This is a genomic window from Winogradskyella ouciana (genome assembly GCF_965284585.1).
Classification (GTDB): Bacteria; Bacteroidota; Bacteroidia; order Flavobacteriales; family Flavobacteriaceae; genus Winogradskyella; species Winogradskyella ouciana.
Genome location: NZ_OZ260095.1, coordinates 2,763,341 through 2,789,531, shown reverse-complemented (window position 1 = coordinate 2,789,531; position 26,191 = coordinate 2,763,341). Strand labels below are relative to the sequence as shown.

The 26,191-nt window shown below is 34.6% G+C and carries 29 protein-coding genes and 1 pseudogene; 8 read left to right on the top strand and 22 right to left on the bottom strand.

What is annotated here, in order from left to right; all coding sequences use genetic code 11:
• Positions 1-26: 26 nt before the first annotated feature.
• A complete protein-coding gene (locus tag ACQ65V_RS12465; RefSeq protein WP_430468155.1) occupies positions 27-1,580 on the bottom strand; it encodes a DEAD/DEAH box helicase in 1,554 nt (517 codons plus the stop codon).
• Positions 1,581-1,838: 258 nt separating this feature from the next.
• Positions 1,839-2,264, bottom strand: coding sequence for a PepSY-like domain-containing protein (locus ACQ65V_RS12460; RefSeq protein WP_430468154.1), 426 nt, complete (start codon positions 2,262-2,264; stop codon positions 1,839-1,841).
• A gap of 184 nt (positions 2,265-2,448) precedes the next feature.
• On the opposite strand from ACQ65V_RS12460, the gene ACQ65V_RS12455 reads away from it, so the two are divergent.
• Together ACQ65V_RS12455 and ACQ65V_RS12450 are read left to right on the top strand one after the other, a co-directional pair.
• The gene (locus tag ACQ65V_RS12455) at positions 2,449-3,378 is read left to right on the top strand and encodes a peptidoglycan DD-metalloendopeptidase family protein (RefSeq protein ID WP_430468153.1); all 930 of its coding nucleotides are present in this window, start codon (positions 2,449-2,451) and stop codon (positions 3,376-3,378) included.
• 38 nt (positions 3,379-3,416) lie between these two features.
• Positions 3,417-5,645, top strand: a complete 2,229-nt coding sequence (locus tag ACQ65V_RS12450) for a DNA topoisomerase 3 (RefSeq protein WP_430468152.1) — start codon at positions 3,417-3,419, stop codon at positions 5,643-5,645.
• Positions 5,646-5,781: 136 nt separating this feature from the next.
• Here ACQ65V_RS12450 and ACQ65V_RS12445 read toward each other — a convergent pair whose 3' ends face one another.
• The 4 genes from ACQ65V_RS12445 to ACQ65V_RS12430 form a co-directional block, all read right to left on the bottom strand.
• Entirely contained in the window at positions 5,782-6,252 is a 471-nt protein-coding gene (locus ACQ65V_RS12445) for a GyrI-like domain-containing protein (RefSeq protein ID WP_430468151.1), read from the bottom strand.
• Between the two features lie 67 nt (positions 6,253-6,319).
• Positions 6,320-6,775, bottom strand: a complete 456-nt coding sequence (locus ACQ65V_RS12440; protein WP_430468150.1) for a cold-shock protein — start codon at positions 6,773-6,775, stop codon at positions 6,320-6,322.
• A 162-nt stretch (positions 6,776-6,937) separates the two neighbouring features.
• Positions 6,938-7,399 carry a DUF4251 domain-containing protein gene (locus ACQ65V_RS12435; RefSeq protein ID WP_412560922.1) on the bottom strand — a complete coding sequence of 154 codons (462 nt, stop codon included), beginning with the start codon at positions 7,397-7,399 and terminating at the stop codon, positions 6,938-6,940.
• 1 nt (position 7,400) lies between these two features.
• Positions 7,401-9,869, bottom strand: a complete 2,469-nt coding sequence (locus tag ACQ65V_RS12430; protein ID WP_430468149.1) for a zinc-dependent metalloprotease — start codon at positions 9,867-9,869, stop codon at positions 7,401-7,403.
• A gap of 133 nt (positions 9,870-10,002) precedes the next feature.
• Here ACQ65V_RS12430 and ACQ65V_RS12425 point away from each other — a divergent pair, with 133 nt between their 5' ends.
• Positions 10,003-10,302, top strand: a complete 300-nt coding sequence (locus ACQ65V_RS12425) for a DUF3817 domain-containing protein (RefSeq protein ID WP_273290407.1) — start codon at positions 10,003-10,005, stop codon at positions 10,300-10,302.
• The gene (locus ACQ65V_RS12420; RefSeq protein ID WP_430468148.1) at positions 10,289-11,527 is read left to right on the top strand and encodes a mechanosensitive ion channel family protein; all 1,239 of its coding nucleotides are present in this window, start codon (positions 10,289-10,291) and stop codon (positions 11,525-11,527) included. The genes ACQ65V_RS12425 and ACQ65V_RS12420 overlap by 14 nt, the downstream gene beginning before the upstream one ends.
• Here the strand turns inward: ACQ65V_RS12420 and ACQ65V_RS12415 are convergent.
• The 3 genes from ACQ65V_RS12415 to ACQ65V_RS12405 form a co-directional block, all read right to left on the bottom strand.
• Positions 11,524-11,916 (bottom strand): acyl-CoA thioesterase, encoded by a 393-nt coding sequence (locus tag ACQ65V_RS12415; RefSeq protein ID WP_412560925.1) that lies wholly within the window; start codon positions 11,914-11,916, stop codon positions 11,524-11,526. The genes ACQ65V_RS12420 and ACQ65V_RS12415 overlap by 4 nt on opposite strands.
• A 164-nt stretch (positions 11,917-12,080) precedes the next feature.
• Positions 12,081-12,629 carry a 2OG-Fe(II) oxygenase gene (locus tag ACQ65V_RS12410; protein ID WP_430468147.1) on the bottom strand — a complete coding sequence of 183 codons (549 nt, stop codon included), beginning with the start codon at positions 12,627-12,629 and terminating at the stop codon, positions 12,081-12,083.
• 33 nt (positions 12,630-12,662) lie between these two features.
• The gene (locus ACQ65V_RS12405; protein ID WP_430468146.1) at positions 12,663-13,550 is read right to left on the bottom strand and encodes a DUF72 domain-containing protein; all 888 of its coding nucleotides are present in this window, start codon (positions 13,548-13,550) and stop codon (positions 12,663-12,665) included.
• A gap of 178 nt (positions 13,551-13,728) precedes the next feature.
• Here ACQ65V_RS12405 and ACQ65V_RS12400 point away from each other — a divergent pair, with 178 nt between their 5' ends.
• Positions 13,729-14,145 carry a glyoxalase gene (locus ACQ65V_RS12400; protein ID WP_155087467.1) on the top strand — a complete coding sequence of 139 codons (417 nt, stop codon included), beginning with the start codon at positions 13,729-13,731 and terminating at the stop codon, positions 14,143-14,145.
• On the opposite strand, the gene ACQ65V_RS12395 is transcribed toward ACQ65V_RS12400, so the two are convergent.
• From ACQ65V_RS12395 to ACQ65V_RS12375, 5 genes are all read right to left on the bottom strand, one after another.
• Positions 14,142-14,819: a DUF2461 domain-containing protein gene (locus ACQ65V_RS12395; RefSeq protein ID WP_430468145.1), complete on the bottom strand. Its 678-nt coding sequence runs from the start codon at positions 14,817-14,819 to the stop codon at positions 14,142-14,144. The two genes, ACQ65V_RS12400 and ACQ65V_RS12395, sit on opposite strands and share 4 nt — an antisense overlap.
• 74 nt (positions 14,820-14,893) lie before the next feature.
• Positions 14,894-15,454, bottom strand: a complete 561-nt coding sequence (locus ACQ65V_RS12390; protein WP_430468144.1) for a hypothetical protein — start codon at positions 15,452-15,454, stop codon at positions 14,894-14,896.
• Positions 15,455-15,503: 49 nt separating this feature from the next.
• On the bottom strand, positions 15,504-15,668 hold the full coding sequence (locus ACQ65V_RS12385) for a DUF1328 domain-containing protein (RefSeq protein ID WP_273290396.1): 165 nt from the start codon (positions 15,666-15,668) through the stop codon (positions 15,504-15,506).
• 147 nt (positions 15,669-15,815) lie between these two features.
• Complete coding sequence (locus ACQ65V_RS12380) at positions 15,816-16,718, bottom strand: mechanosensitive ion channel family protein (protein WP_430468143.1); 903 nt, start codon at positions 16,716-16,718, stop codon at positions 15,816-15,818.
• 54 nt (positions 16,719-16,772) lie between these two features.
• Positions 16,773-17,276 (bottom strand): Dps family protein, encoded by a 504-nt coding sequence (locus tag ACQ65V_RS12375; RefSeq protein WP_430468142.1) that lies wholly within the window; start codon positions 17,274-17,276, stop codon positions 16,773-16,775.
• Between the two features lie 260 nt (positions 17,277-17,536).
• Here ACQ65V_RS12375 and ACQ65V_RS12370 point away from each other — a divergent pair, with 260 nt between their 5' ends.
• Both ACQ65V_RS12370 and ACQ65V_RS12365 read left to right on the top strand, forming a co-directional pair.
• Positions 17,537-17,758 (top strand): hypothetical protein, encoded by a 222-nt coding sequence (locus tag ACQ65V_RS12370; protein WP_155087696.1) that lies wholly within the window; start codon positions 17,537-17,539, stop codon positions 17,756-17,758.
• A 164-nt stretch (positions 17,759-17,922) separates the two neighbouring features.
• Positions 17,923-18,357 (top strand): hypothetical protein, encoded by a 435-nt coding sequence (locus ACQ65V_RS12365; protein ID WP_430468141.1) that lies wholly within the window; start codon positions 17,923-17,925, stop codon positions 18,355-18,357.
• 51 nt (positions 18,358-18,408) lie between these two features.
• Here the strand turns inward: ACQ65V_RS12365 and truA are convergent, their stop codons facing one another.
• Positions 18,409-19,194, bottom strand: coding sequence for a tRNA pseudouridine(38-40) synthase TruA (gene truA / locus ACQ65V_RS12360; RefSeq protein WP_430468140.1), 786 nt, complete (start codon positions 19,192-19,194; stop codon positions 18,409-18,411).
• 126 nt (positions 19,195-19,320) lie between these two features.
• Here truA and ACQ65V_RS12355 point away from each other — a divergent pair, with 126 nt between their 5' ends.
• Complete coding sequence (locus ACQ65V_RS12355) at positions 19,321-19,764, top strand: toxin-antitoxin system YwqK family antitoxin (protein WP_430468139.1); 444 nt, start codon at positions 19,321-19,323, stop codon at positions 19,762-19,764.
• Here ACQ65V_RS12355 and hisIE read toward each other — a convergent pair.
• From hisIE to hisD, 7 genes and pseudogenes are all read right to left on the bottom strand, one after another.
• Positions 19,765-20,367, bottom strand: a pseudogene (gene hisIE / locus ACQ65V_RS12350) (bifunctional phosphoribosyl-AMP cyclohydrolase/phosphoribosyl-ATP diphosphatase HisIE); the annotation flags it as partial.
• A gap of 18 nt (positions 20,368-20,385) precedes the next feature.
• Positions 20,386-21,141 carry an imidazole glycerol phosphate synthase subunit HisF gene (hisF, locus tag ACQ65V_RS12345; RefSeq protein WP_430468138.1) on the bottom strand — a complete coding sequence of 252 codons (756 nt, stop codon included), beginning with the start codon at positions 21,139-21,141 and terminating at the stop codon, positions 20,386-20,388.
• Between the two features lie 36 nt (positions 21,142-21,177).
• A complete protein-coding gene (gene hisA / locus ACQ65V_RS12340) occupies positions 21,178-21,921 on the bottom strand; it encodes a 1-(5-phosphoribosyl)-5-[(5-phosphoribosylamino)methylideneamino]imidazole-4-carboxamide isomerase (protein WP_430468137.1) in 744 nt (247 codons plus the stop codon).
• A 96-nt stretch (positions 21,922-22,017) separates the two neighbouring features.
• On the bottom strand, positions 22,018-22,599 hold the full coding sequence (hisH, locus tag ACQ65V_RS12335) for an imidazole glycerol phosphate synthase subunit HisH (protein WP_430468136.1): 582 nt from the start codon (positions 22,597-22,599) through the stop codon (positions 22,018-22,020).
• Between the two features lie 59 nt (positions 22,600-22,658).
• Entirely contained in the window at positions 22,659-23,792 is a 1,134-nt protein-coding gene (gene hisB, locus ACQ65V_RS12330) for a bifunctional histidinol-phosphatase/imidazoleglycerol-phosphate dehydratase HisB (protein WP_430468135.1), read from the bottom strand.
• Positions 23,789-24,835 carry a histidinol-phosphate transaminase gene (gene hisC, locus ACQ65V_RS12325; protein ID WP_430468134.1) on the bottom strand — a complete coding sequence of 349 codons (1,047 nt, stop codon included), beginning with the start codon at positions 24,833-24,835 and terminating at the stop codon, positions 23,789-23,791. The genes hisB and hisC overlap by 4 nt, the downstream gene beginning before the upstream one ends.
• Positions 24,836-24,900: 65 nt before the next feature.
• Positions 24,901-26,190, bottom strand: a complete 1,290-nt coding sequence (gene hisD / locus ACQ65V_RS12320; RefSeq protein WP_430468133.1) for a histidinol dehydrogenase — start codon at positions 26,188-26,190, stop codon at positions 24,901-24,903.
• Position 26,191: the final 1 nt, after the last annotated feature.

Below are 26,191 nucleotides of genomic sequence, written 5' to 3'. Positions count from 1 at the left end.
TATTTGAATATTAGCATCTTAAAATATTAATCCTCAGGTGGGTGTCCATGGATTTCTTCAAATTTTTCATCGAAGTTGGCACGCAAGTAAGAATTGAGTTTTTTCTTATAATCGTCCTTTAACCATTTCAGGAAATTGTGTGTGCTTTTACTGATACATTTAGCGTAAATTTCAATACGCATATTAATATCGTCCTTAAGCATTTTAGCTAAACCTAAGGCGTCATAAACATCCTCGCTATTCTCAATGCAGATTTTGGCATGTTGCTCAATGGAACGTTCTAAAACCACTTTAGAAGATTCTCCCTTGGCTACAGCATCCTTATAGGTTTGTTTGATATCAAAATACGTCTCTTCAGATTTTGAAAACTCTTCTTTAATCTCATCATCCAATTCGTGCTTAAAGTTAGCTTCAATTGCTTCATCACTCTTAATGCGGTCTGCATACCAATTCGGAGATTTAAAAATCAGTTGCCAATCCAAATCCGCTCCCCAAGGTCCGAATCTATAAAGGTTATTCCCAAGATCAATAACCGTAAATTTGGATTTATTGTTCAAAATACGTGAGCCTCTACCAATCATTTGATAGTATAAAGTCAGGGATTTAGTCGCTCTATTTAAGATGATGGTATCTATGGTAGGCTCGTCAAAACCTGTGGTTAAAATACTAACCGACGTCAATATGGCATTTGGTGTTTCATGAAACCATTGCAATATTTGCTTACGTTGTTTCTTAGTCGCTGTATTGTCCAAGTGCATTATTGGCAATCCTGCTTCTCTAAAGGCGTAGTACACACTAATCGAAGTATTGATACCATTGTTGAAAATCAAGGCCTTCTTCCCTAGCGAATGTTTTTTATAAGCATCGACCGTTTTTTGAAGCATTGCCGGACTCGTATATAAATCTTCCGAGGATTTTACGGTATAATCACCATTAGAGCCGACTTCCAACGAGGTCAGTCCCATATCATAAGCATACGTTTCGCAGCGTGCCAAAAACTCATTTTCGATAAGGTTTTCTATAGTTTCACCAGCAATAAGTTCTTGGTAATTATCCTTCATAGGTAATTCCTTATTAGAACTTAAAGGCGTTGCCGTAACTCCAAGAATAAAGGACTTGTCAAAAAACTTAAATAACTTGGTAAATGAGTTATAGTGTGCTTCATCAATAATTACCAATCCGACATCCGAGATATCCAGCATATTGTCATTCAAACGATTATTGAGCGTTTCTACCATGGCCACAAAACAAGAGTACTCAGCTTGGTCGTCTAAATTCGCTTTACTGTTCACTACTTTATTGGTCACGCCAAAACTGGTCAACATTTTAGAGGTCTGGTTACACAGCTCTATCCTATGCGTCATCACCAACACTTTTTTATCGTGATTTTTAAGATATTGGCGTACCATTTCGGAAAAGATCACAGTTTTACCACCACCAGTTGGCAATTGATAAAGTAAGTGGTAATCGTCTGGTGCGTTGTCAAACTTATCGAATATCTGCTGGATGGCTCCTTGTTGATATTCGTAAAGTTCCTTATCGGTTTTCTTTTCTTGAATGACTGGCTTGGTTTCGGACATGCTATATATTATTGCTTTTTTGGAGTTGCAAATCTACAATAGTTTAAGGCATAAAAAAAGCATCATACTCTGATGCTTTTAAAATTATACTATTGGGAACCCGTTGTGCGTTATTAACATTTCATCGATTTTTGCCCTATCCCTTAAGGGAATATCGATGAAATTTCAAGTTCATCCTTTAGGACAAGAGACAAAAAGCTTGAAATTTCAATTGTTTTTAACGAAATTCACTCATAATGCCCAACGCGTTATTGAGAATTAATTCAAAATGGTGCCGTCTTCTCTAAACTCCACATCTTTGTTTTTTCCTTTTTGCTTAAACTCTACATCATAGAACAAGCCTTTGGTAGCACTTTCTACTTTTTCTACTTCGGTAATTTTTTCATCATCAAACTTCTCCTTAATGACTTTTTTTATGGCATCTGGCAGATCATCTTCATCAATACTGGTTTCGGTTTCCACCCAAGTACCATCAGCGTTAAAATCTGCTCTATATTTAATACCATCTATTTTGAAATTAGCCTCGTAATAACCATGAGAGTCTTTATGCCAATCTGGATCATTTTCTCCAGGATATTTAGCCTGAAATGTTTTCTTTACAGCTTCTGGTGCTTGTCCTCTTACCGAAGTGTTACAACTAAAGGTTATTATTATCGCTACTAAAATCAATCGTTTTAAAATCATGTGTTCTTTTTAAAATTTCTAAAAGCTTAATATAATAATCTGCCTACGCAATGGCAATACTTTAACAATAGCTTAATAATTCTTAACATCTGTGGTATTGTTGATAACGTATTTATCTATCATAAAAAAGGAAATACTATTTACAGTATTTTTACGTTTTCGCTTACAATACTATTTTATATTAATGAAACATTTATTCTTATGTATTGCCTTGATAACAGGCATTATAACCGCTAAAGCACAAGAAAAAACCAATCCAAAAACCATAAAGTTAAATTTGCCTTTAACTGATTTCAGCAAAGGTTTAGCAACACCCAATATTGAAATTCCGATTGTTGAGGAGAGCAATTCTGAGGCTAATATTGACATAAAAGCAGAATATTGGGACACCACAGTTTACAATCCTTATAAAGATAACGTTGAAGAATTCCCTATTCAGTTAACGTTTAACGATTCTACTTACGCCTCGCCTATTCAGCGTAAAAAAGTAATAACCTCTCGTTATGGTTGGCGCAGAGGACGTCCGCATAAAGGTATTGATATCGATTTAATTACAGGTGACACTGTAGTTTCTGTACTCGATGGCATTGTGCGATTTGCAAGATATAGTCGTGGGCATGGCAAAACTGTTGTGGTACGACATTTTAATGGATTAGAAACGACTTATGCCCATTTATCACATATTGCAGTAAAAGCAAATGATACCGTGTTTAAAGGCGAATATATTGGCAAAGGAGGAAATACAGGGCGTTCTACCGGAAGTCATTTACACTTTGTAGCAAATTACAAGGGAGAATATATTCATCCGGAATACTTGTTTAAATTTGATAATACCAATGCTATACGATCCCAAGACATTTGGGTCACCCGAAAGTGGACCAGGCCATTTTACCATAGCTCAAGAGGTTTAGCAAAGCTTACGCTTTTTACAACTAAAGAAGAGGCTTTAGCGAGTTTAGAAAAAGAGCGCAAAGTTTATGTGGTAAGACCAGGTGATACTTTATCGCGTATTTCTAAACGTAACCAAACCAGTATTGCGGCGATTTGTAGGACGAATAAAATCCGAAGTACATCGACGCTTAAAATCGGTCAGAAATTGATTTTAGAGCTTTAATTTTCTTTATTTTGTGGCTTCATTAAATTAGCTTCCTTTTGAAAGTTTGTATAGCCGAAAAACCAAGTGTAGCGAGAGAAATTGCAGCAGTATTAGGAGCCAACACCAAGCGTGATGGTTACTTTGAAGGCAATGGCTATGCGGTAACTTACACGTTTGGGCATCTCTGCACTTTATATGAACCTGCAGATTACAAACCGTATTGGAAAAGTTGGGACTTAAACAACTTGCCGATGCTTCCTAAAAAATTTCAGGTTAAGGTTGCTGATAATGAGGGCATAAAAAAGCAATTCAATATTGTAAAATCACTTTTTGATAAAGCCGAAGTGGTTATAAACTGCGGTGATGCTGGCCAGGAAGGAGAATTGATTCAGCGTTGGGTGATCAATGAAGCCAATTACAAAGGTAAAGTGCAGCGTTTATGGATTTCGTCATTAACCACTGAAGCTATAAAAGAAGGTTTTAAAAATCTTAAATCCTCAAAAGATTATGATAACCTCTACTATGCTGGATTTTCTAGATCTATTGGTGATTGGCTTCTTGGTATTAATGCTACACGACTTTATACCGTAAAACATGGTGGTTACAAACAGGTGCTTTCGGTAGGACGTGTACAGACTCCTACGCTTGCCATGTTAGTCAATCGTTTTAAAGAGATTGAAAACTTCGTACCACAGCCTTATTGGGAACTACAAACCTTATATAGAGATACCTTGTTTAGTTATGAAGAAGGTCGTTTTCTTAAGATGGAAGATGGCGAAATTTTAGCCAACAAAGTAAAAGAGCACGAATTTGAAATTGTTTCCATCACCAAAAAGAAAGGTACTGAATATGCTCCTAAGCTATTTGACCTTACAGGCTTGCAAGTGTATTGTAATACTAAGTTTGGGTTTTCGGCAGATGACACCTTAAAAATTGCGCAAAAGCTATATGAAAAAAAGGCTGTGACTTACCCAAGAGTTGATACCACATTTTTACCAAATGACGTCTATCCAAAAGTAAAAGGTATTTTAACTAAACTTACTGATTACTCAAATCTTACAGCGCCTTTATTGACTAAAAAAATAAAGAAATCCGCTAAGGTGTTTAACGATAAAAAAGTAACCGATCACCATGCTATAATTCCAACAGGAATACAGACCCATTTGCAATATAATGAGCAGCAAGTTTATGATATTATTGTTAAGCGTTTTATAGCGGTTTTTTATGACGATTGTAAAGTTTCTAATACTACAGTCATTGGAAAAGCAGCTGATGTCAATTTTAAAACTACAGGGAAAGAGATTTTGTCCAAAGGTTGGCGCGTTGTTTTTGAATCAGACACTTCTAAAAACAAAGGGGAATCCATTTTACCAACATTTGCAAAAGGCGAAAAAGGACCACACGAGCCTTCATTCTTAGAAAAGCAAACCAAGCCACCAAAACAATACACGGAAGCCTCTCTCCTGCGCGCCATGGAAACCGCTGGCAAGCAAGTGGATGATGATGAGCTACGAGATTTAATGAAAGAAAACGGGATTGGCAGACCATCCACGCGTGCTAATATCATTGAAACGCTATTTAAACGTAAGTACATAAAACGCAACAAAAAGCAGATATTACCTACGGTAACTGGTATTCAACTTATTGATACCATACAAAATGAATTGCTAAAATCTGCCGAACTAACCGGAACCTGGGAAAAGCAATTAAAGGATATTGAAAAAGGTAAAATTAGTGCCAATGCTTTTATTAAAGGTATGAAACGCATGGTTGATGCCTTGGTCTATGAGGTAAGAAGTGAGAAAGTGCAAACACGGATTTCTGCAGTAAATAATAAACCCGTAGGAAAATCGAAGTCGAAATCGAAAGGAAAAACAAAAGCTAAAAATTTAGTGGGCAGCAAATGTCCAAAATGCAAATCTGGTCAGCTTATAAAAGGAAAATCGGCTTATGGTTGTAATCTTTATGGCAAGTCTTGTGATTTTACCTTGCCTTTTAAGTTTGGTGAGAAAACCATTTCTGAAAATCAATATATACGTTTATTAAGTAAAGGTTCTACCGTAAACTTAAAAGGGTTTAAGATAAATGGAAAATCCGTTGAAGGTTTATTGCGTTTTGATGATGCTTTTAAACTAAAGCTAGAGCCCAAACAAACCACTAAGAAAGCAGCTGTAAAAGCTGGTGACATATGCCCAAAATGCAAAACGGGTAAAATACTAAAAGGTAAAACCGCTTTTGGCTGTAGTAATTACAAAGTTGGTTGTGATTATCGGGTGAGTTTTTAAATTTTATTCCATAAGTATCTATTGGAATTACACCCCTAAAGTCCCCTCAAGGGGACAATTCATACATTTAAATTAGTCGATTGTCCCCTTGAGGGGACTTTAAAGGTGTTTTATTTAATGCTCTATAGGAATTCTATTAGTTAAGACTATCAGTAATCGGCACATAAAAGTCCTCCTCAGAGTCCAGGCTTCCGTTTTTGTACTTTGATCCCATAATTTGAAAATGTGGTCTGTCATCGATTTGATACCCAGAATTTGGTAGCCATTCGGTCATTATACGTTGATACGTTGCTCCAGCATCCATCCCTTTATGAAGAAATACAGCGTACAAACCGCTGGGAATGGTGTAAGACATCATACCTTCTGGAATATTATTAATTTCTGAAACTTCGGCACATGCCCAAATCTCGAAAGGTTTATTAAAATTACCATAATCCTCATACTCTTGCATTGCAATCAACTCGTTGTTTTTCCAATTACCAACTTCTTCTTTTCGAGGCATAAATTGTTTCCAAAGCGCAATAATACTTTCCATCTGATGCCTTAGCATATGACTTTTCATGCCAATGAGTTTTTTTTCTTGTATGGTAACTATTCTTGGATTCATAAACTTGTTAGATGTAAAAAAGCCACTATCTAAGATAATGGCTTTATGTTATTTTCAAAGTGTATTGTTATGCTTTTTTCACTTTTACGGCATTCATGCCACGTTGACCTTTTTCAAGTTCAAAAGTGACTTTATCGTTCTCAGCAATGTCGTCTATAATATTACTGACGTGCGTAAAATGCTTTTCGTTAGTTTCTGTATCTATAATAAATCCGAACCCTTTAGAGCTATCGTAAAATGATACTTTACCGTTTCTAACTGGGTCAAATTCTTCGTCAGAATCTTCTTTTTGAGGCACACCAAGTACAATGTTTTTGGCTTTTACCTTGATTTTCATTGAAGGATCTGGTGGAGTATCCGTAAGGTTTCCGTTGTGGTCCACATATGCCAAAGGAATACCTGTGATTCCGCTTTCTTCTTTTTCGAGTTTGCGCGCTTCCATCTTCTTACGCTTTTCCTCTCGCTTTTTTAATCGTTTTTTTTCTTTTTCGCTTTTACTAAATGTCTGTTGTGATCTACCCATTCGTTGTTTTAAAAATTAATATATGCTTGCTTATGAAAATATATAATGCAAACAAGTTAATTTACTTAACAATGAATCGTATTAAAAACCAGAAAAGATAACGTAGAAAATGTTACTAGTGTGGTGTGGTATCTTCAATAAACTTGTGGCAAATATACAATTTTATCTACTTTGAACTTTACCTACCTGTGTAATGTTATTAACACTAGACTTTATGGCTAAAAATGCATTACCATTTGGTTTTATGTCTATATAAACTTTTATGTCGTCTACAGTAAATTCAATCGCTATTTCTTGCGCATCATCGTCAAAGTTAACGTTGTAATTTGTAATTTTTCCATTAACATTAATTGCTTCATCTTTAGCATATAAAGCAGATGCAAATCCTGAAACTTCACTTTGGTTTACAGCTATATTATTCGTAGCACTATCTAATTTCTCTCTCTTTTTATTATTGTACACAAAATCTCCGACAAACTTATAATCTTTGGACTGTACCAAAGCTTTCATCTCATTGTATGTAGATTGAAACTTCTCTTTTTGTGTTGTTTTAGATTGGGCACAACTTAGGCTTGTCGCCGTAAATCCGAACAATAGTGTTAGTATGAATAAATATTTTTTCATTTTATTTTGGTTCAAAAAGGTTATTAATTCTTTCTATACAATCTCTATAATGGTATTTGGTTTCCGTGTTAACCGATGCTCTAACTGCTGAATTTAATACTTGTTTCAATTGGTTAAGCTCTCCTCTTACCAAAGCCCTTACATCAGACTGATTCACATCAAAATACTGTCTGCTACGTCTAGGGTCTAATTTTTCTGTCATTAGGTACTCCATTCTATCTAAATAAACGCGCTGTAAGTTACGTCTAAAAACTGATACGTTAGCTCCAGAGCGTGTCTCTTTCCATAAGCCTAAACGTATATCTTTAAGCATATTTAAAGCAGAATAATTATCACTATCCATGGTATGATGATCAATAAGTCTACCAATGCGCTCAAAATTCAATAAATTATTCAGGTGACGGCTTTGCAAGCGTCTTAGTTGCTCAGTATATCCTGCATAGTTTATATTTTGAAGAATTGATCTATCGATTAACCACTCAGGTGTTTCAAATGCATTTTTGTGCAACCATTGAATCGCATCCTTTTGATAGGCTTTATCTACAGGATTATAAACCATACCTTCTTGTGACGGATTTTTAGTGTCTTCTACTACTCCACCAACATGGGCAACCACATGGCCAACATAGCGACTCCATACTCCAAGTAGCTCTCCGTAAAGTTCCTCTAAATCTTCATAATTATCGGTTTGATCACTTGTCCAGCTTGGTAAATTTTTAGCAACATATTTTAGATTCTTTAAGCCGTATGTACTGGCTTTTATACTGTTATTGCCAATATCCTCAGTTTGTGCAGTTGGGTCAAAACGGCTACTTTGTTTGCCAAATTTATACTTTGGATCACCAGCTTTTTCCATAATCCAACGATTCAATATTTCTTTTTCATCGTCAGCTGAATTTGCTTCTGGGATATAGCGGTAACCAAAATTGATGGCATAATCGTCATAAGGTCCCAATTGTCTCACAAATCTAATATTTTCATCACCTGGTTGTGCAATGTAATTATAGCGTGCGTAATCCATGATGGTTGCTGCGATACCATTTTTTTGAGTAAAGTCACCATCTCTATAACTCTCAACATCATAGGCATAACTGGCACTCATGTTGTGTGGTAAACCTAAGGTATGCCCAACTTCGTGGGCAATTACCATTTTCATCATTTCACCGATTTCATCATCTGGCGTATTCAGTGTTCTTGCAGATGGATTTGCTGCACCAGTTTCCAATAAATAACGGTTTCTGTAAGAGCGTAAATGGTTGTGATACCAAATGATATCACTTTCTATGATTTCACCACTTCGAGGGTCAGAAACACTCGGTCCTGTGGCATTACGCGTCGTACTTGCTACGTAACGCACTACCGAGTAACGAATGTCTTCTGGACTAAACTCCGGGTCTTCCTCTTTTGTTGGCGGGTCTTTGGCAATGATGGCGTTTTTAAAGCCTGCTGCTTCAAATGCTGTTTGCCAAAGTTCTATACCTTCCTTCATGTATGAACGAAATTTTTCAGGAGTCGCAGGATCTAAGTAATACACAATCGGTTTTACAGGCTCCACAAGCTCACCTCTTTTATAAGCTTCAATGTCTTTTGGAATTAATTTCCAACGTCTTAAGTAGGTTTTTCTATCTGCTTTAAGTTCGTCACTTCCGTAATCGTATTGGCTGAGTGTAAACCAACCTACCCTCTCATCAAAATAACGTGGTTGCATTGGTTCTTCGGGCAATAGAATCATGGACTGATTAATTTGCATACTTATGGTCTCAGCACTAGAGTTACTTGGCGGTTCGGCTGCATTATAGGTAAAATCCTGAACGACTTCGATATTTTCAGGATAGCTCCTCACGGAATTAATGAAACTTCTGGATTTATCAAGACTTCGCACCTTATACTGTTTTCTAAAGGACGAAGGCAAGCCGCTAATTGCTTTAACATCTGAGTCGTAAAATTTGGTAACATCAACCACTACAGCAGATGAGTCCTTAGAAAATGCTGCAATATCAAAGGCATATAAGGTCGGCTCATAATTATTGGCCCTAACCGACACATTAATTGGCAAACTATCTGCAGCTACAGCGCTAGATGATTTTTCCTTTATGAGTATTTTGTCCTTAAAGCGTTCCCAATTGATCATTCGGGTATTAATTTTTGTACCAGCATTTACATAGCCTCCACCTAAATTTGAAGGCAATTTTGCCAGTCTGCTCACCAATAGCATATCCGTATTAAGGTATTCCATTGGTATTTCGTAATAGTACTTCTCCCCTACCAAATGAACATCGAATAATCCTTCGTCAGTTTTGGCATCTTTGGTAATCACCTTATCATAATCCTTAATCTTTCCGTTTTTCTTTTTTGGTGTTTGTGCATTTGCCGTTGATGCTTGTGGTGTTTTTGATTTAGATGCTTTTTCAGTTGTAGCACATGAAAAAACGACTAATGTGCAAAGCGTTATGGCGAAGAAATTTTTCATATTGGGATAAGTGTTTTTTAGTTGAGACTTTAAAGATAAATAATTGAATCGTAGTTGCAATTTATTTCTTAAAAGCTGTTAAAATACTATGGTTATTCCTCCATTCTAAAGTACTTTTGCATAAAATGAAATTATGTTAAAGCTACTTCCTGTTTTTAGAATTGTTACCTTACTCGAAGGGGTTTCTTATATCCTTTTATTATTTGTAGCAACACCTATAAAATATTTTGGCAATGATCCGCAGTATGTAAAATTATTGGGTATGCCACATGGCTTATTGTTTATTGCTTACATTGTATTAGCGATTCTTATCAGTAAAGATATGAAATGGAACAATAGAACATTGCGCACTGTATTACTGGCTTCTATCATTCCTTTTGCCACATTTTATGTAGAAAAGAAATTCTTAAGGAAATCAAATGCAAAACATTAAACATTTTATCTACGATTTTTTGATAGACAAGGGTTTTTCTGAAACCACAGCCATCTATCTTAATATGCTGGGTTTATTATTGGCACTTTTGTTAATAGCATTTGTTGTGGATTACGTCACCAAGCGATTACTCTGGAAATTTTCTTCAGGAGTCGCTAAACGTACCAAAACCGATTTTGATGATATCTTAATCCGAAATAAGCTTCCAAGAGCGGTTGCACATATTATTCCGCTCATCATTTTAATTGAATTTGTGCCTCAGGTTTTTTTCGATTTTGAATTTACAGAATCAATAGTGGAAAACACATTGAAAGTTATCGCGATAGTGCTGGCGCTACAAATCATTAGAAGACTTCTTCACTCTATTAGAGACTATTTAAAAACCTTACCACAATATAGGGACAAACCTGTTGATAGTTATATACAGGTCTTTATGATTTTTGCATGGTTATTGGGACTATTTTCCATTATAGCCATAGTCACAGGCATTTCATTCCTAAAATTTGCTGCGTCTCTTGGTGCTGCATCCGCTGTTATTATTTTGATCTTTAAGGATACCATCCTTGGTTTTGTGGCAAGCATCCAAGTCTCCATTAACGATATGGTGCGTATTGGCGATTGGATCACTTTTGAAAAATATGGCGCTGATGGTGATGTTACAGAAATCAATTTAGCAACAGTAAAAGTTCAGAATTGGGATATGACCATTACAACCATACCGACCTATGCCTTAATTTCGGATTCGTTCAAGAACTGGCGAGGAATGATGGCTTCTGGTGGACGACGCATTAAACGTTCCGTAATTGTTAAGGTTTCAACCATTAGATTTTTAACTGCGGAGGATGTCGAGGAATTGAAGAAAATTCAATTGGTAACCGATTATCTAAATTCCATTTCTACAAAAATAGAAGCACAAAATAAGGAAAGTGGTGCTGACAAATCTTTGCTTATCAATGGTGTAAATCTCACCAATTTTGGTGTATTTAGAAAGTATCTACAGACCTATATTGAAAATCATTCTGCCATTAACAAGGATATGACTTTTATGGTACGACAGTTAGAGCCTACTCCACAAGGCATCCCAATGGAAATTTATGCCTTTAGTAAAGACCAGCGCTGGGTGAACTATGAATATATTATCGGAGATATTTTTGACCACGTTTTGGCTTCTGTTAAATACTTTGGTCTTGAGATTTATGAGCTCTCATTAAACCCACAAGCTTAACCATTTTTTAATCGATCCTTAACAAACTCAATTTCCGTTTTACCATGTGGTACAGGTTTGCCGTCTTCACCAAGGTTAACCATAATAATGTTATCTACAGTTAAGATGGTTTCTCTTGTCATCTTATTTCTGGCTTCACATTTCATGGTAATAGATGTTTTGCCAAATTTGGTGACCTCGATGCCGATCTCAACGATATCTCCTTTTTTGGCTGATGCCATAAAGTTGATTTCTGAAATATACTTGGTGACAATCTTGGAGTTTTCTAATTGAATAATGGTGTATAAAGCAGCTTCTTCGTCTATCCAAGCTAACAATTGCCCTCCGAACAAGGTGCCATTGGGATTTAGGTCTTCGGGTTTTACCCATTTTCTGGTGTGGAATCTCATGTGATGTTTTTTATATCGTCTGTTCGAGTGATTTTCTGGTAAGGAATTCATATCGAGAACTTCACTAATAAGGCTTCTCGATAAAAAATTTTCTAAAAAACGAAAATTTCACTCGAAGTGACGGTTATAATATCATTATTTACTTTGTTTATTACAGCTAGTTTTTATTCCTCAAATCTGTACATAATATCAGTTCTGAGAATATATTTTTCTCCTAAAGTCAATTTAGTTCCTTCGTGTTCTAAATCGTGAAAAAATATTAAGCAGCTTCCCTTTTTTGGTTCTATCTTTAAATTCCCAAAAGTCGTTTCGCCTCCAACAAAATTGTCATTTAGATAAATCATCATTGTGTAATAGCTCGATTCAAATTCATTTCGAATATAACTTTGGTCGCGGTGTTTTTTGAATTCCTGATTTTGCTCATACTTATAAAAGCGGAACATTTCATTTAGTCCAATTGCTTTAGTTTTTCCAAGTTTTGGATTCACGAAGTTTTTTATGTCATTCCAAATGTTTTCAGCCAGTTCAAAGTCGGTAAACAGTATGCGTTGATTATTTCTTACGTGTTCAACTAATTTTTGCCCACTTTCGGTTTGAACCATAGCAGGCTCATATCCTATCCTTTCACTTTTGGAAATGAATTCATCACACCTCTCTGATGTCCAAAAATTTTCAATTACTGAAATATGTTCTGTATGTTTAATTAAATTCATTATTTAAATCGTTTGGCAATTACTTGCCTTGAACTAAAGCAACACTTGCTGGTCATCCTCACCAGGATTTTTTAAATCGGTTCCGAGTTTAGCATTAAGCTGTTTTATAAAATAAGCTGAAAGCAAAGGTGATTCTTTTTCAATGTTTTGGTGGACAAAGAAATCGATTTCTTCAATGCCATTGTCTTTCCAAATTTTTAAACGTTCTATCCAATCATCTAATCTGGTGTAATCGCTTTTATGGTTGGCACCTACGTAGCGTATAAATGCTCTAGAGTTGGTTAATCGCATATGCATTAAATCTCTTCTGCCTGCACTGTCTACAATTACGTTGGAAATATTGTTTTCTTCAAGCAATTGATATAAATCTTCAGCAATAGTTTTGTCATTGTACCAATCTGTATGTCTAAATTCTATAGCCAATGGTACTTCTTTTGGCCAACTTTCAGCAAAATTCACCACACGATCAAAATCCTTAGGTGCAAAGTTGCTGTGCATTTGTAAAAATATACAGCCTAACTTTTCTTTTAAATTGATGGCACTGTTAAGATAGTTGTCTACAACTGGATTGATGTCCTCGTTGAGACGCTTCCAATGGCTGATTTCCTGACTCAGTTTTGGAAAAAACTTAAAATTATCTGGTGTTTTATCGTACCACTTTTCAAACTGTTCTGGTGGAAAAATTCTGTAAAATGTAGCATTGAGTTCAATGGAATTGAATTGATGCGAATAGTATTCCAGTTCATCTTTTGTGCCTCTTGGGTAAAAACCTTTTAAGTCGGCTTTATTCCATTTAGCACAACCAACAAACACATTAAACTTGTCCGATGGGTTTTTCCGCAAGGTCTTTAAGGTGTCAGGATGGTCTGGAGGTAAGGTAAAATCAATATCACCTGGATTATCAACACTTCCGAATTTCATATTTAAAAGTTTTACTCAAAGATAAAGTTAAAAGGCTATTTATGAATTAAAAGATATAGGATTTTCCTATTCTAAAATCACCAATGTTAATAACACCGTTAACAACATAAATGAGCTTAAAGCTATAGCTGTAAGTTAATACTTAAATTTAATTCCGAATTAAATAAATTACTTAACCATGTCAACCCGAACTGAAAATCTACTGGCCATTAGACCTGTTATTCTTTCTGCAAAAATTTATGATTCTATGAGTTCTGAAGAGTTATTTCAGAATAAAACACTGCGTCCGATTATTAAAATGCAGCACGATTTGATCGTTGCCGTATTTAACAATTATATTGTTAAGCGCAAGAATGTATTTTACGATTTAACACTGCAGAAACAGTTGGCTTATATTGACAATACCATACATAAGGATATGAAGTTTAGAAACTCTGTAAAAGGAATGATTATAGGTCAATTTACCACAGAGGAATATGCGTTGTACATTGAAAATTCATCTGCATTGAACAAGCGCATGATGAATATTGTAAAAGAACGCCTTATTGATAGCGTTCAGCTTTTTACAAAGCCAGAAGTTTTACAGGCTGTTTAAAGCAAAGATTCACCATTGAGATTGGTTGTGAGTACATCGCTCATATAATCAAAGTAAGGTCGTATTTTTTTAAAATCGTCATTGACCTCTTCTAAAAAGCCTTCAGCAATAACTTCTTTGTCTTTATATTTCTTTGTAAATATGAATTGCTTTCTACGGATTAAATCTATCGCTGGATGCTCTTTATCAAATCCCTTTGGTGCTGTCTTTAGTTCATCACCAACAAATCCTCCCCAAGTTTCTTTAAAAGCTTTATCATTTAGGATAGCTCGCATCTCGCTATCATCCATTTCAAACTCTTTTCTAATACGCAAAAGGTCTTCTTTGTTTGGTTCCCAAAAACCTGTGGCTATAAACGACTCGTCATTGGGCTGAATATGTAAATAATAACCACCTCTTAATTCTGGTTTTTTCCTTGCGAACGAACCACCAAAATGGGTTTTATAAGGTAATTTGTTTTTAGAAAACCGTACGTCTCTATAGATTCTAAAGATTTTTATTTTTTCAATCTGATCATGCGAATTCATCAACTCACCCAAATAGTTATAAGCTGCTTTTACCTTAGTCTCAATGGCTTTAAACTCTGGTTTGTGCTCATTAAACCAGTCTCTATCATTGTTCGTAGCTAGCTTTTTAAAAAATGTAAGGGTTTCTTTTGGTATAGTTGTGCTCATAGATTTTTCGGTTTGCATAAAAATAAGAAAAAGCCATCAACTTGATGGCTTTTGAAAATATATAATGGTACTGATTACAGCTTACTATCGTTAAACTTTTTAACGATCAACGTTCCTTTATCATCGTAATATTCTATTACGAACATACCGTTTCTAAAGTATCCAATTCCTGAATATTCACCAGTTTCCAATAAGTATACATCTGCATTGTTAGAAAACCTTGCATTTGCCAAGTTCTGATTGGTTTCTTTGTCCAAAATTTCAAAACCTGAATTGGTAGGGTTAAAACTATAGGTTTTACCATTATGTTGATAAAAAGATAATTCTGACTGAGTATCGTAAAAAGGATCTTCATCATTGTCTATATATATGACTTTAGAAACTTTTGTAGCAGGAAAAACTCTTGGAGCATCAATTGTACCCTCATAATTAGGATCGGTTTTGATATCCTGTTCTTTTGTTGTTTTTATCATTACCTTTTTCTGCACCATCTCACCATCTTCCATTACGTTGATGACTTTGGTTTTGGTAACGACCATTTTATCTTTATTTTCTTTTTTTGTTTTTTCCATTTTTTCTTGGGCTTGCAGGCCAATGAAAGCTACAAGTGCCAATGCTAATATTTTAAATTTCATGTTTTCTGTTTTGTGTTAATAATTAATTATGGTTACCGAACTATGAATTCTAGGCTTTTTTTGTAGAGCCTCTTAAAAGAGATACTATAAATAACACCAAGAATACAAAGAATAGAATTTTCGCGATTCCTGCAGATGCTCCTGCTATACCGCCAAATCCTAAGATCCCAGCAATGATTGCAATGATTATAAATGTGATTGTCCAACGTAACATAATATATATTTTTAATTATTAGAATTTTTAAAAACTCTGGCTATCAGAATCTTATAAACATAATATGACTATGATTTAGAAAAGGCCTTTGCTCTTATACTATAAGTTTTTGCTCATTTATATAAGTGCAAAAGCCTGTTTGTGCTTTTAGTTCTTGTTGAAAGCTTCCTTTAAGTCTGAAGTGTTAACGTTTAGCTTATTATCGAACTGAAGTGTTCTTATAGGGAAAGGGATATTAATATCTTCCTTGTCGTAAGCTTTTTTAATCTCAATTATAGCTTTGGTCTTAGCTTTAAGCTTCTCTAGCATACTTTCGGCATCAATCCAAAATCTGCAAAGATAGTTTATAGAACTACCACCGAATTCAGTGTAGTAAAACTCTACGTCCTCAGGTTTTTCAACTTGGTCAAAAGTATTTGCAATTACCTCCTTTGTCAACTGCTCTACTTTTTCAAGGTCGGACTCATACCCTACACCACATTCTAAAAAGACTCTCATCTTTGTAGTTAGTGAGTAGTTTTTAAGAGGGTTATCTAAAATGGTCTTATTAGGAATAACAACAATGTTGTTATCTGATTCTTTTAGAGTAAAATCTTTTAAATTTATATCCATTACTTCACCAGAATATCCCGTAGTTTCTACCCAGTCACCGATACGAATTTTCTTTCTAAAAGACAGTATTAGCCCTGCAAATGTATTGGCCAAAGTGCCTTGTAATGCTAAACCTATAGCTAAACCTACAACACCAGCACCAGCAAGTAATGAGGTTAATGCTTTACCTAAGTTCATTACTCCTAAGGCTATAAATAAACCTAAGGCCACAACTACAACAGCAGATACTCTTGCTATGGCATTTTTAATTGAATCTTGTTCAATTTTCTTAGATACCAATTTACCTACAATTTTGCTTATATATCTAGCAGCAAAAAAAGCTGCTACCATTACTAAAATTGCTAAAATAAAATTAGGTATATATTCTATGGTTGTGTTAAACCAGCCTTGTAACTTTTCAATAAGATTACCGAGGGCTTCATTAAATTGTTCTTTCATTTGTTTATTAATATTTTATTCAATTAACTACTTTTTTTTAGAAAGTCTTAACTCTTATGCTTCTAAAACGCTCTCATTTAATTGTGATGCGGTTTCTTTTGTAAAGGCATCTAGCATCCAACTACTTTTTTCTAATTCTCTAATGTAAGCTCCTATTAAATCTATGGTTCCTTCGTCTTTAGCATTTTCGGCTTTGTCTATGACTTTAGACATCTGTGATAATAATGTGGCATGATTGTCTAAAATCATTGTTACCATTTCTTTATCTGTTAATTTTGAAGTTGCCTCTTCAATTGATGCTGATTTTAAGTAATCCTTAAGTTTACTCATTGGATGGTAGCGCAACGTTAATATACGTTCTGCTATTTCATCTATTTTTACTCTTGCATCCGTATATAATTCTTCAAATTTATCATGCAGTTCAAAGAAATTCTCACCTAAAATATTCCAATGAAAATTTCTAAGATTTTGATAGTAAATGTGATAATCCGCCAATAATGTATTTAGCTCTACAACTGTTGGTAATAGTTTTTCGTCTTTTATGTTTAAATAGTTCATATATGAATTTTGTTTTTGGTTAAACTGATTTGCTCAATATTTGCTCAATCTTAATATATGGTTACAGTAGAGCCTGTCAAGCGACTTAACAAGGTTTAACGATGCGCCTGTTTTATTAACTTAAAGTTTTGTTAATGAAAGCACTAATTGTTAAAGTGATTTAACATGTTAATATCTCAGTTTGGAATAGTTAAAAATAAACTTGTATGTTGAAAGAATTTTCAGTATTATGCACAACTTTTAAAACACACATTTATTTTATGGGTAGACCAGCAACAAGACCAACAAAGTTAAAAGACGGATATTATATTGAAATCCGCAACAAAGGTTCAAAATCAGGTGTTAAGCTTTACAGTGGCACCAAATTACAGATGCATCGTGCTATAAAGATGTACGAACGATCAAAAGAAGTTATAATTCTAGGAGAATCTGTCAACGGCAAATTTGTTGACAAGGAACCAAAATTACATGTAGTAGATTAACTATATATAAATGGTATTTAAAGAAGGGTGGAAATTTTATTTCACCCTTTTTTTTGTTTATTGAAGTTGGATTAACAAATAACGTTCTAAAAATTTTTCATAAATTGTTATTCTTAATGGTAGATAATTCTGCTAAAAACTAACTAAATTAAATCAATATTATTATGACAACATCAGTTAACAAACCTCCAATTTGGTTTTGGATTGTCAGTGTTATTGCACTTATCTGGAATGGAATGGGTGTACATGGTTACTTAAGTCAAGCATACGAAACAGCAGCTTACACAGACACATATACCACTGATCAGCTTGAAGTTATGAATAATTTACCCGCTTGGTACACAGCCCTATTTGCTATAGCAGTTTTCTCTGGCGCCTTAGGTTGTTTATTATTGTTAATTAGAAAAAAAATAGCAAAGTTATTCTTAATACTTTCATTTATAGCTGCAACCATACAGATGATTTATTTCTTATTTATCGCCGACTTAAATGGAGTAGACTTCAGTGCGAACAAGATAATGGCTTACATTATAATTATTTTTGCTGCTTTTCTGGTTTGGTTTGCGAAGCATTCCGCTAGTAAGCGTTGGATCAATTAGAAAAATTACCAACCAAATTAAGAAGGAATTAGTTTTTACTAGTTCCTTTTTTTATTCAAAATTGATGGAATGTAAGATTAGGCCTGATGCGGGAGCAATATAATCCATCACTTCAGTACTGTCATTTTGCAACGTACTTTTAATATAGTCTAGAGTTACCTCTCCTCTACCCAATTTTATAAGACAACCAAACATCAGTCGGATTTGATTGCGCATAAAACCCTTTCCTTTAATTTTGAATACATATGACTTCTTTGGGAAAAAATTTGCAACGTAGATATTGTTATCTACAATAATTGAAGACTCTATTGTCCTTGTATATTCACCCTTATTTGTGGCTTTGTAGCAATAGGTTTTAAAATTGTGGGTGCCTTCAAACAATTTAGCACCTTGCTGCATCAGCTCAACATCTAAAGGCTCTAAAATTGTCGTTAATATTGGAGCACAGAATGGATGGTTTTTTTGGCCTTCTGAAAAAACATGATGGTATTCCTTTACTTTAGAATCTTGAATAACATTAAAGTCCTTATTAACTTCTTCAATAGACAATGCTCTAATGTCTTGAGGTAAATTGTGATTGAAGAGCTCCAAGAATTCATCAAAATCTTCAATAGGCTCATTGTAAATAAAAAGTTCTAAAGCCGCTTCATTTGCCGAAACCATGGCATCCGTTCTACCTGCACCTAAAGTTTTAAATCGCGTTTCACCAAGAATATACTTCAAGGTTCTATCTATCATTAGATGAATCGTTTTTACATCGGGTTGTTTTTGCCAACCATGAAAACGATAGCCTAAGTATTGTATTTTTATGAGGTAGTAAAAACGCTTGTCAAACATTTTAACAAGAACGTTATTTTATTGAAGATAGCAAAGTGACATTTATAATTTTGAAATTATACTAGGAAATTATGAATTAACTCATCCAAACCTATTATTAATGTGTAATTAATAAAAAACATTACCATGAAAACTATTTTATCATTCACCATTTTTTTAATACTGTTTAATTATGGATGCGCTCAAGAGGCAGAAGTAAAAAAGTTGGTCGCTATGAGCGACACATACCAAAAAGCCTATAAATACGGCTCAAAATATTACGAAGTAGGATCAGACGAACCTTTTACAGGTGTGTTATATGGAAAATATGATAATGGTAATTATATGACTATGCAAGAATATGTAGATGGTATTGGCAATGGAAAATGGATAGACTTTGATCCTTACGGAAGAAAAGTGTGTGAAGGCACCTATAAAGACAATCGTGTTGAGGGCCCTATCACATTCTATTATGAAGACGGGAGCATCAAATTAAAAGGTCAATACACGCATTGGAAACGTCCTATTGGAGAATGGACATATTATGATAAAAAAGGTAATGTCGTTTCTACAATGACCTTTACTCGCTAATTACTTTTCTCGTGACTTTAACACCTTCTCTACATCATTAAGCTTAAACCCTTTTGCTTGTAACAACATTAAATAGTGAAATAACAAGTCGGCACTTTCCTCTAAAAACAAGTCATCATTATTGTCTTTAGCTTCAATTACTACTTCCACTGCTTCCTCTCCTACTTTTTGAGCGACTTTATTAATGCCTTTGGCAAATAATGATGCTACATAAGATTTTTGGGAATCGGCATTTTTAATTCTTGAGGTGATTGTATTTTCTAATGTCGTAAGGAATCCATAAGACTGTTTGTTGTCTTCATTCCAGCAGGTGTCAGATCCTTTGTGGCATGTTGGTCCGTTTGGATTTACTAATACAAGAAGAGTATCATTATCGCAGTCTAATTTAATATCCACAAGGTTTAAAACATTACCACTTTCTTCGCCTTTGGTCCAAAGTCTATTTTTGGCTCTGCTAAAGAACGTAACTAAGCCAGAAGCTTTTGTTTTTTTAAATGCTTCAGCGTTCATGTAACCCAACATGAGCACATTTTTAGTTTTAGCATCCTGGATGATTGCTGGTACTAATCCGTTTGGGTTTTTATTGAAATCTATGTTCATTACAAACTTGTTTGTTAGTGTTTATATTCTTACAGGAATACCATGTTTCTTTAATTCTTCTTTTAATTCTATTATTGGTATTTCACCAAAATGAAACACACTTGCGGCTAATGCAGCATCAGCTTTTCCGTCTATAAATGTATCTGCAAAATGCTGAATCGTTCCTGCTCCTCCTGATGCAATAATCGGAATATTTACCAATTCTGATAGTTTGGCCAATGCCTCATTTGCGAATCCTGCTTTTGTTCCGTCGTGATTCATTGAAGTAAACAGGATTTCCCCAGCACCTCGTTCTTCAACCTCTTTTGCCCAGTCGAAGAGATTTAGGTCTGTCGGAATAGTTCCTCCAGCTAAATGAACAATCCACTCCTCTCCTATTTTCTTGGCATCAATTGCTACGACTATACACTGACTTCCAAATTTATCAGAAAGCTCATTGATTAATTCCGGACGCTTTACTGCCGACGAGTTTATTGACACCTTATCTGCACCACAATGCAATAAGTCATCTACATCTTCAACCGATGAAATTCCACCTCCAACCGTAAATGGTATATTAACTTGCTCTGCGACTTTTAACACCATATCGTGCATGGTTTTGCGTTTTTCTTGAGTTGCAGAAATATCTAAAAACACCAGTTCGTCTGCACCTAAATCGGCATATTGTTTTGCCAGAACTACTGGGTCACCAGCATCACGCAAATCAACAAAGTTGACACCTTTTACGGTTCTTCCGTTTTTAATGTCTAAGCATGGTACGATTCGTTTTGTAAGCATAAGCCCATCCTAGCCTTCCCAAAGGGAAGGAATATTTTAATTATTAATTATAAAATTCTCTAATTCTTTTAAACTAATTCTATTTTCGTAAATGGCTTTTCCTATAATCACACCTTCACAACCAATAGCTTCTAAATCTTCTAAATCATTAATGCCAGAAACGCCACCAGATGCTATAAGTTTTATGGATTGAGCTCCACTACTATTACTACATTCTGATATTATAGTCTTGTACAAATTAAGAGAAGGACCTTCTAACATTCCATCTTTTGAAATATCTGTACATATTACGTACTTAATACGTTTTCTCTGATAATCTTTTATAAATGAAACAACTTCCTCTTTACTATTATCTTGCCAACCATTAATGGCAATTTTACCGTCATTACTATCTGCACCCAAAATTATTTTTTGCGGTCCGTATTTAGACAACCAGCCTTCAAAAGTTTCTCTATCATTTACAGCAATACTGCCACCTGTAATCTGTCTAGCACCACAATTAAAAGCTATATTTAAGTCTTCATTAGATTTTAAACCACCGCCAAAATCAATCTTTAGTGTTGTTTTAGAAGCAATTTGTTCTAGAACCTTATAGTTTACTATATGCTTAGCTTTAGCTCCATCTAAATCAACTAGATGCAAATACTCAATACCCGAAGCTTCAAAAGCCTTGGCCGCTTCTAGAGGGTTTTCATTGTATATTTTCTTTGTGTCGAAATCTCCTTTGGTAAGACGAACACATTTGCCATCTATGATATCTATTGCTGGTATTATTCTCATGTCTACTTCCTGCGCAGGCAGGAATCTTATTTTAGTTAATATTTCTTTTTATTTTCTAAACACCCTTAAACTCCCCTTAAGGAGATAATCTTAAAATTAAAGATTCAGGAAATTTTTAAGCAATTGCTCTCCTGCTTTAGAGGATTTCTCTGGATGAAACTGTACTCCAAAAAAATTGTCATTCTCTAATGCTGAAGCATATTCCAATTCATAATCTGAAGTTGCTATTGATTCGTCGCAATTCTCAGCATAATAACTATGTACTAAATACATATAATCCCCTTCACTTATGTTTTTAAACAAATCTGACTTTAGATTCTTAACGGTATTCCAACCCATTTGGGGAACCTTAACATTATTTGAAAAGCGTTTTACATTTGTATTGAAAATACCAAGTCCTTTAGTATCACCTTCTTCTGTATAATTACACATCAATTGCATACCCAAGCAAATCCCCAAAACTGGTTGTTTTAATTGTGGAATTAGTTCATCCAAACCACTTTCCTTAAGCATTTTCATTGCTGAACTAGCCTCACCAACACCAGGAAAAATGACTTTATCTGCTTTTATTATTTCATCTGGATTATGAGATAATATGGCATCTATACCCAAACGCTGAAAAGCGAATTGAATACTCTTGATGTTTCCTGCACCGTAATTGATAATTATAATGTTCAAAATGTGTATTTCTCTTTAAATTTTAATTATTTGAAATTTGTTATTTACAAAAGGTGTTTTTACAATACACCTTTTGTTGATGGTAAAATCATTTTTTCTACATCGCGTTTTACCGCCATTTTTATTGCTTTTGCAAAGGCTTTAAAAATTGCTTCAATTTTATGATGTTCATTTGTGCCTTCAGCTTTGATGTTTAGGTTGCATTTTGCGCCATCCGTAAAGGATTTAAAGAAGTGAAAAAACATTTCCGTTGGCATTTTACCAATCATTTCGCGTTTAAAATCTGCTTCCCAAACCAACCAGTTTCTCCCACCAAAATCAATTGCTACCTGTGCCAAGCAATCATCCATTGGTAAACAGAAACCGTAGCGCTCTATACCCAACTTGTTTCCTAGTGTGGTTGCGAACACTTCACCTAAAGCTATAGCTGTATCTTCAATGGTGTGGTGTTCATCGACCTCTAAATCTCCATCAACTTTAATGTTTAAATCAATCTGCCCATGACGAGCGATTTGGTCTAGCATGTGATCGAAAAATGCAATTCCGGTATCGATTTTGCTTTTTCCAATGCCGTCTAGATTTAAATCAATTTTAATTTTGGTTTCGTTGGTGTTTCGTTCTATACTTCCAATGCGTTCAGTAGATTTTAAGAAATTATATATTTGTTCCCAGTCGTTGGTTTCTAAAGCAATATAGTTTTCTAATTCTGAATCACTAACAGTCACTTCGTCAGTGCCTAGATTGGTGTTATCATTTATGAATATCCCTTTTGCTCCTAAGTTTTTAGCCAACTCTACATCTGTAAGCCGATCACCAATAACAAATGAATTGGCTAAATCATAGTCCTCGGAAAAATATTTGGTCAACAACCCAGTATTAGGTTTGCGAGTTGGTGCATTATCTTTTGCGAATGTTCTGTCGATAAACTGCTCTTTAAAAACAACGCCTTCTTGTTCAAAGGTTTTTAAAATGAAATTATGAACTGGCCAAAAAGTATTTTCCGGATAAACCTCTGTACCCAAACCATCTTGGTTGGTAATCATTACGATTTCAAAATTCAATTCCTTTGCAATTTTACTTAAGTATTGAAATACTTTAGGGTAGAATTCCAGCTTTTCAAACGAATCGATTTGTTCGTCAGCTGGCTCTTTTATTAGAGTTCCGTCTCTGTCTATGAATAATACAGGCTTCATGATAGTTGGTTTAATGCCTTAATTAATGTTTTGTTTTCTTCTTCAGTTCCAATAGTAAATCTTAAACAGTTCTCACACAAAGGCTGTGTTGTTCTATTTCTTACTACAATGCCTTTTTCAATCAATTGATTATAACGCAAGTTAGCATTATCTACTTTGACTAAAATGAAATTTGCATCTGAAGGATATATATTTTTAATGACTGATATTTTTGATAATTGTGATACAAGTAGTTCCCGTTCATTCAATATAGAATTTACTTCTTTATTTACTTCATCTAAACTTATTAATCGATCTAAAGCCTTATCCTGAGTTAATTGATTAACGTTATACGGTGGTTTTATTTTATTTAAAACTGAAATAATTTCTACTGAAGCGTAGCAGATTCCTAATCGTATACCAGCCAAACCATAGGCTTTTGACAAGGTTTGTGTTATAATTAAATTTGGAAATTCGTCAAGCCTACTTAACCAGCTTTCTTGGGATGAAAAATCAATATAGGCTTCATCTATAACTACTAATCCATTAAATCCTTCAATTAATTCTTCAACCTTACTAGCATTAAAACTATTAGCTGTAGGATTATTAGGCGAGCATAAAAATAGAAGTTTTGAATTGCTGTTTTGAACAGATAAAATTTCTGATACTTTGGGTTCAAAATTGTCATCTAATTCTATAGAAATAACATCCACAGCATTTAAATCCGCCAATACAGGATACATTCCATAGGTTGGTGGCAATGTGATAACGTTGTCTTGCTTTGGTTCACAAAACGCTCTAAACAATAAATCCAATACTTCATCGCTTCCATTTCCTAATAATATTTGAGATGGATTTACCCCTTTAATTTCTGCTAAACGCTTCTTAACTTTTGATTGTTGTGGGTCTGGATACCTGTTGACATTTGTCTGAAATGGATTCTCATTGGCATCAATAAAAACCATATCTGCAGTTGCTTCCTTATATTCATCGCGAGCGGATGAATAAGGTTTAATGTTTTTTATATTTTCTCTAATGAGATTATTTAAGTTAAAATCTTTCATTTTATAAATTCTCGATACAATTTCTCTACTAAAGCTTTCGTTTTCGAAATCACTCGAAATGAAGTTTATTTATTCTTTAAATCATTCAGTCTTAAGGTTACGGCATTCTTGTGTGCATGCAATCCTTCGGCTTCAGCCATTAATTCTATTGCTTCTCCAATATTCTGAATCCCTGCCTTTGATATTCTTTGAAAGGTCATACTCTTTTGAAAACTATCCAAGTTGACACCTGAATAGGCTTTTGAGAACCCATTGGTTGGTAAGGTATGATTGGTACCTGACGCATAATCACCAGCACTTTCAGGTGTGTAATTACCTATAAATACAGAGCCTGCATTAATTATGTTATCAATAAAAAAATCATTATTCTTTGTTGCAAAGATCAAGTGTTCTGGCCCATACTCATTCACAAATTCTAAGGCAGTATCAACATCTTCAATTAAAAATGCTCTTGAATTTTGTAATGCCTCTTCAGCAATAGCTTTTCTTGGCAGCTGCTTAAGTTGTTCGGCAATTTCTCCGCTAATATCTTCTATTAATTTTTTTGAATCCGATACCAAAATAACCTGGCTATCAGATCCATGTTCGGCCTGACTCAATAAATCTGAAGCTACATAAGCAGGATTCGCAGAATCATCTGCCAAAACCAATAATTCGCTAGGACCAGCTGGCATATCTATCGCTACACCATATTTAGTCGCCAACTGCTTGGCGACAGTTACATATTGATTTCCTGGACCGAATATTTTATAGACTTGCGGAATACTTTCGGTTCCAAAAGTTAAACCAGCAATAGCTTGTATGCCACCAACCTTTATGATTTTTGTAACACCACAAAGTTGAGCAGCATATAAAATTTCATCAGCTAATTTCCCGTTTTTGTTCGGTGGAGAACATAACACAATCTCTTTACAACCTGCGATATTCGCTGGAATGGCCAACATTAAAACGGTTGAAAATAAAGGTGCCGTACCGCCAGGAATATACAAACCAACTTTTTGAATTGGTCGTTTTTCCTGCCAGCACTCCACTCCGTTCATAGTTTCAACACAAACCTTATCTGTTTTTTGTGCTTTGTGAAATTTCTCAATATTGGTTTTTGCTAATTGTATAGCTTCCTTTAAATTATTAGAAACTGATTTTACGGCTTCGTTAATTTCAGCTTTGCTAACGACTTGAGATTCCAATTTTACTCCATCAAATTTTGAGGTGAATTTACTTACAGCTTTATCACCATTTTTGCGGACAGTCGTAAAAACTTCATTCACCGTTTTTTCAATATCGTCAACAGTCTGTGTAGGACGCTTTAGAATCTCTGCCCAATTCTCTTTCTTTGGATTTTCTATTAACTTCATA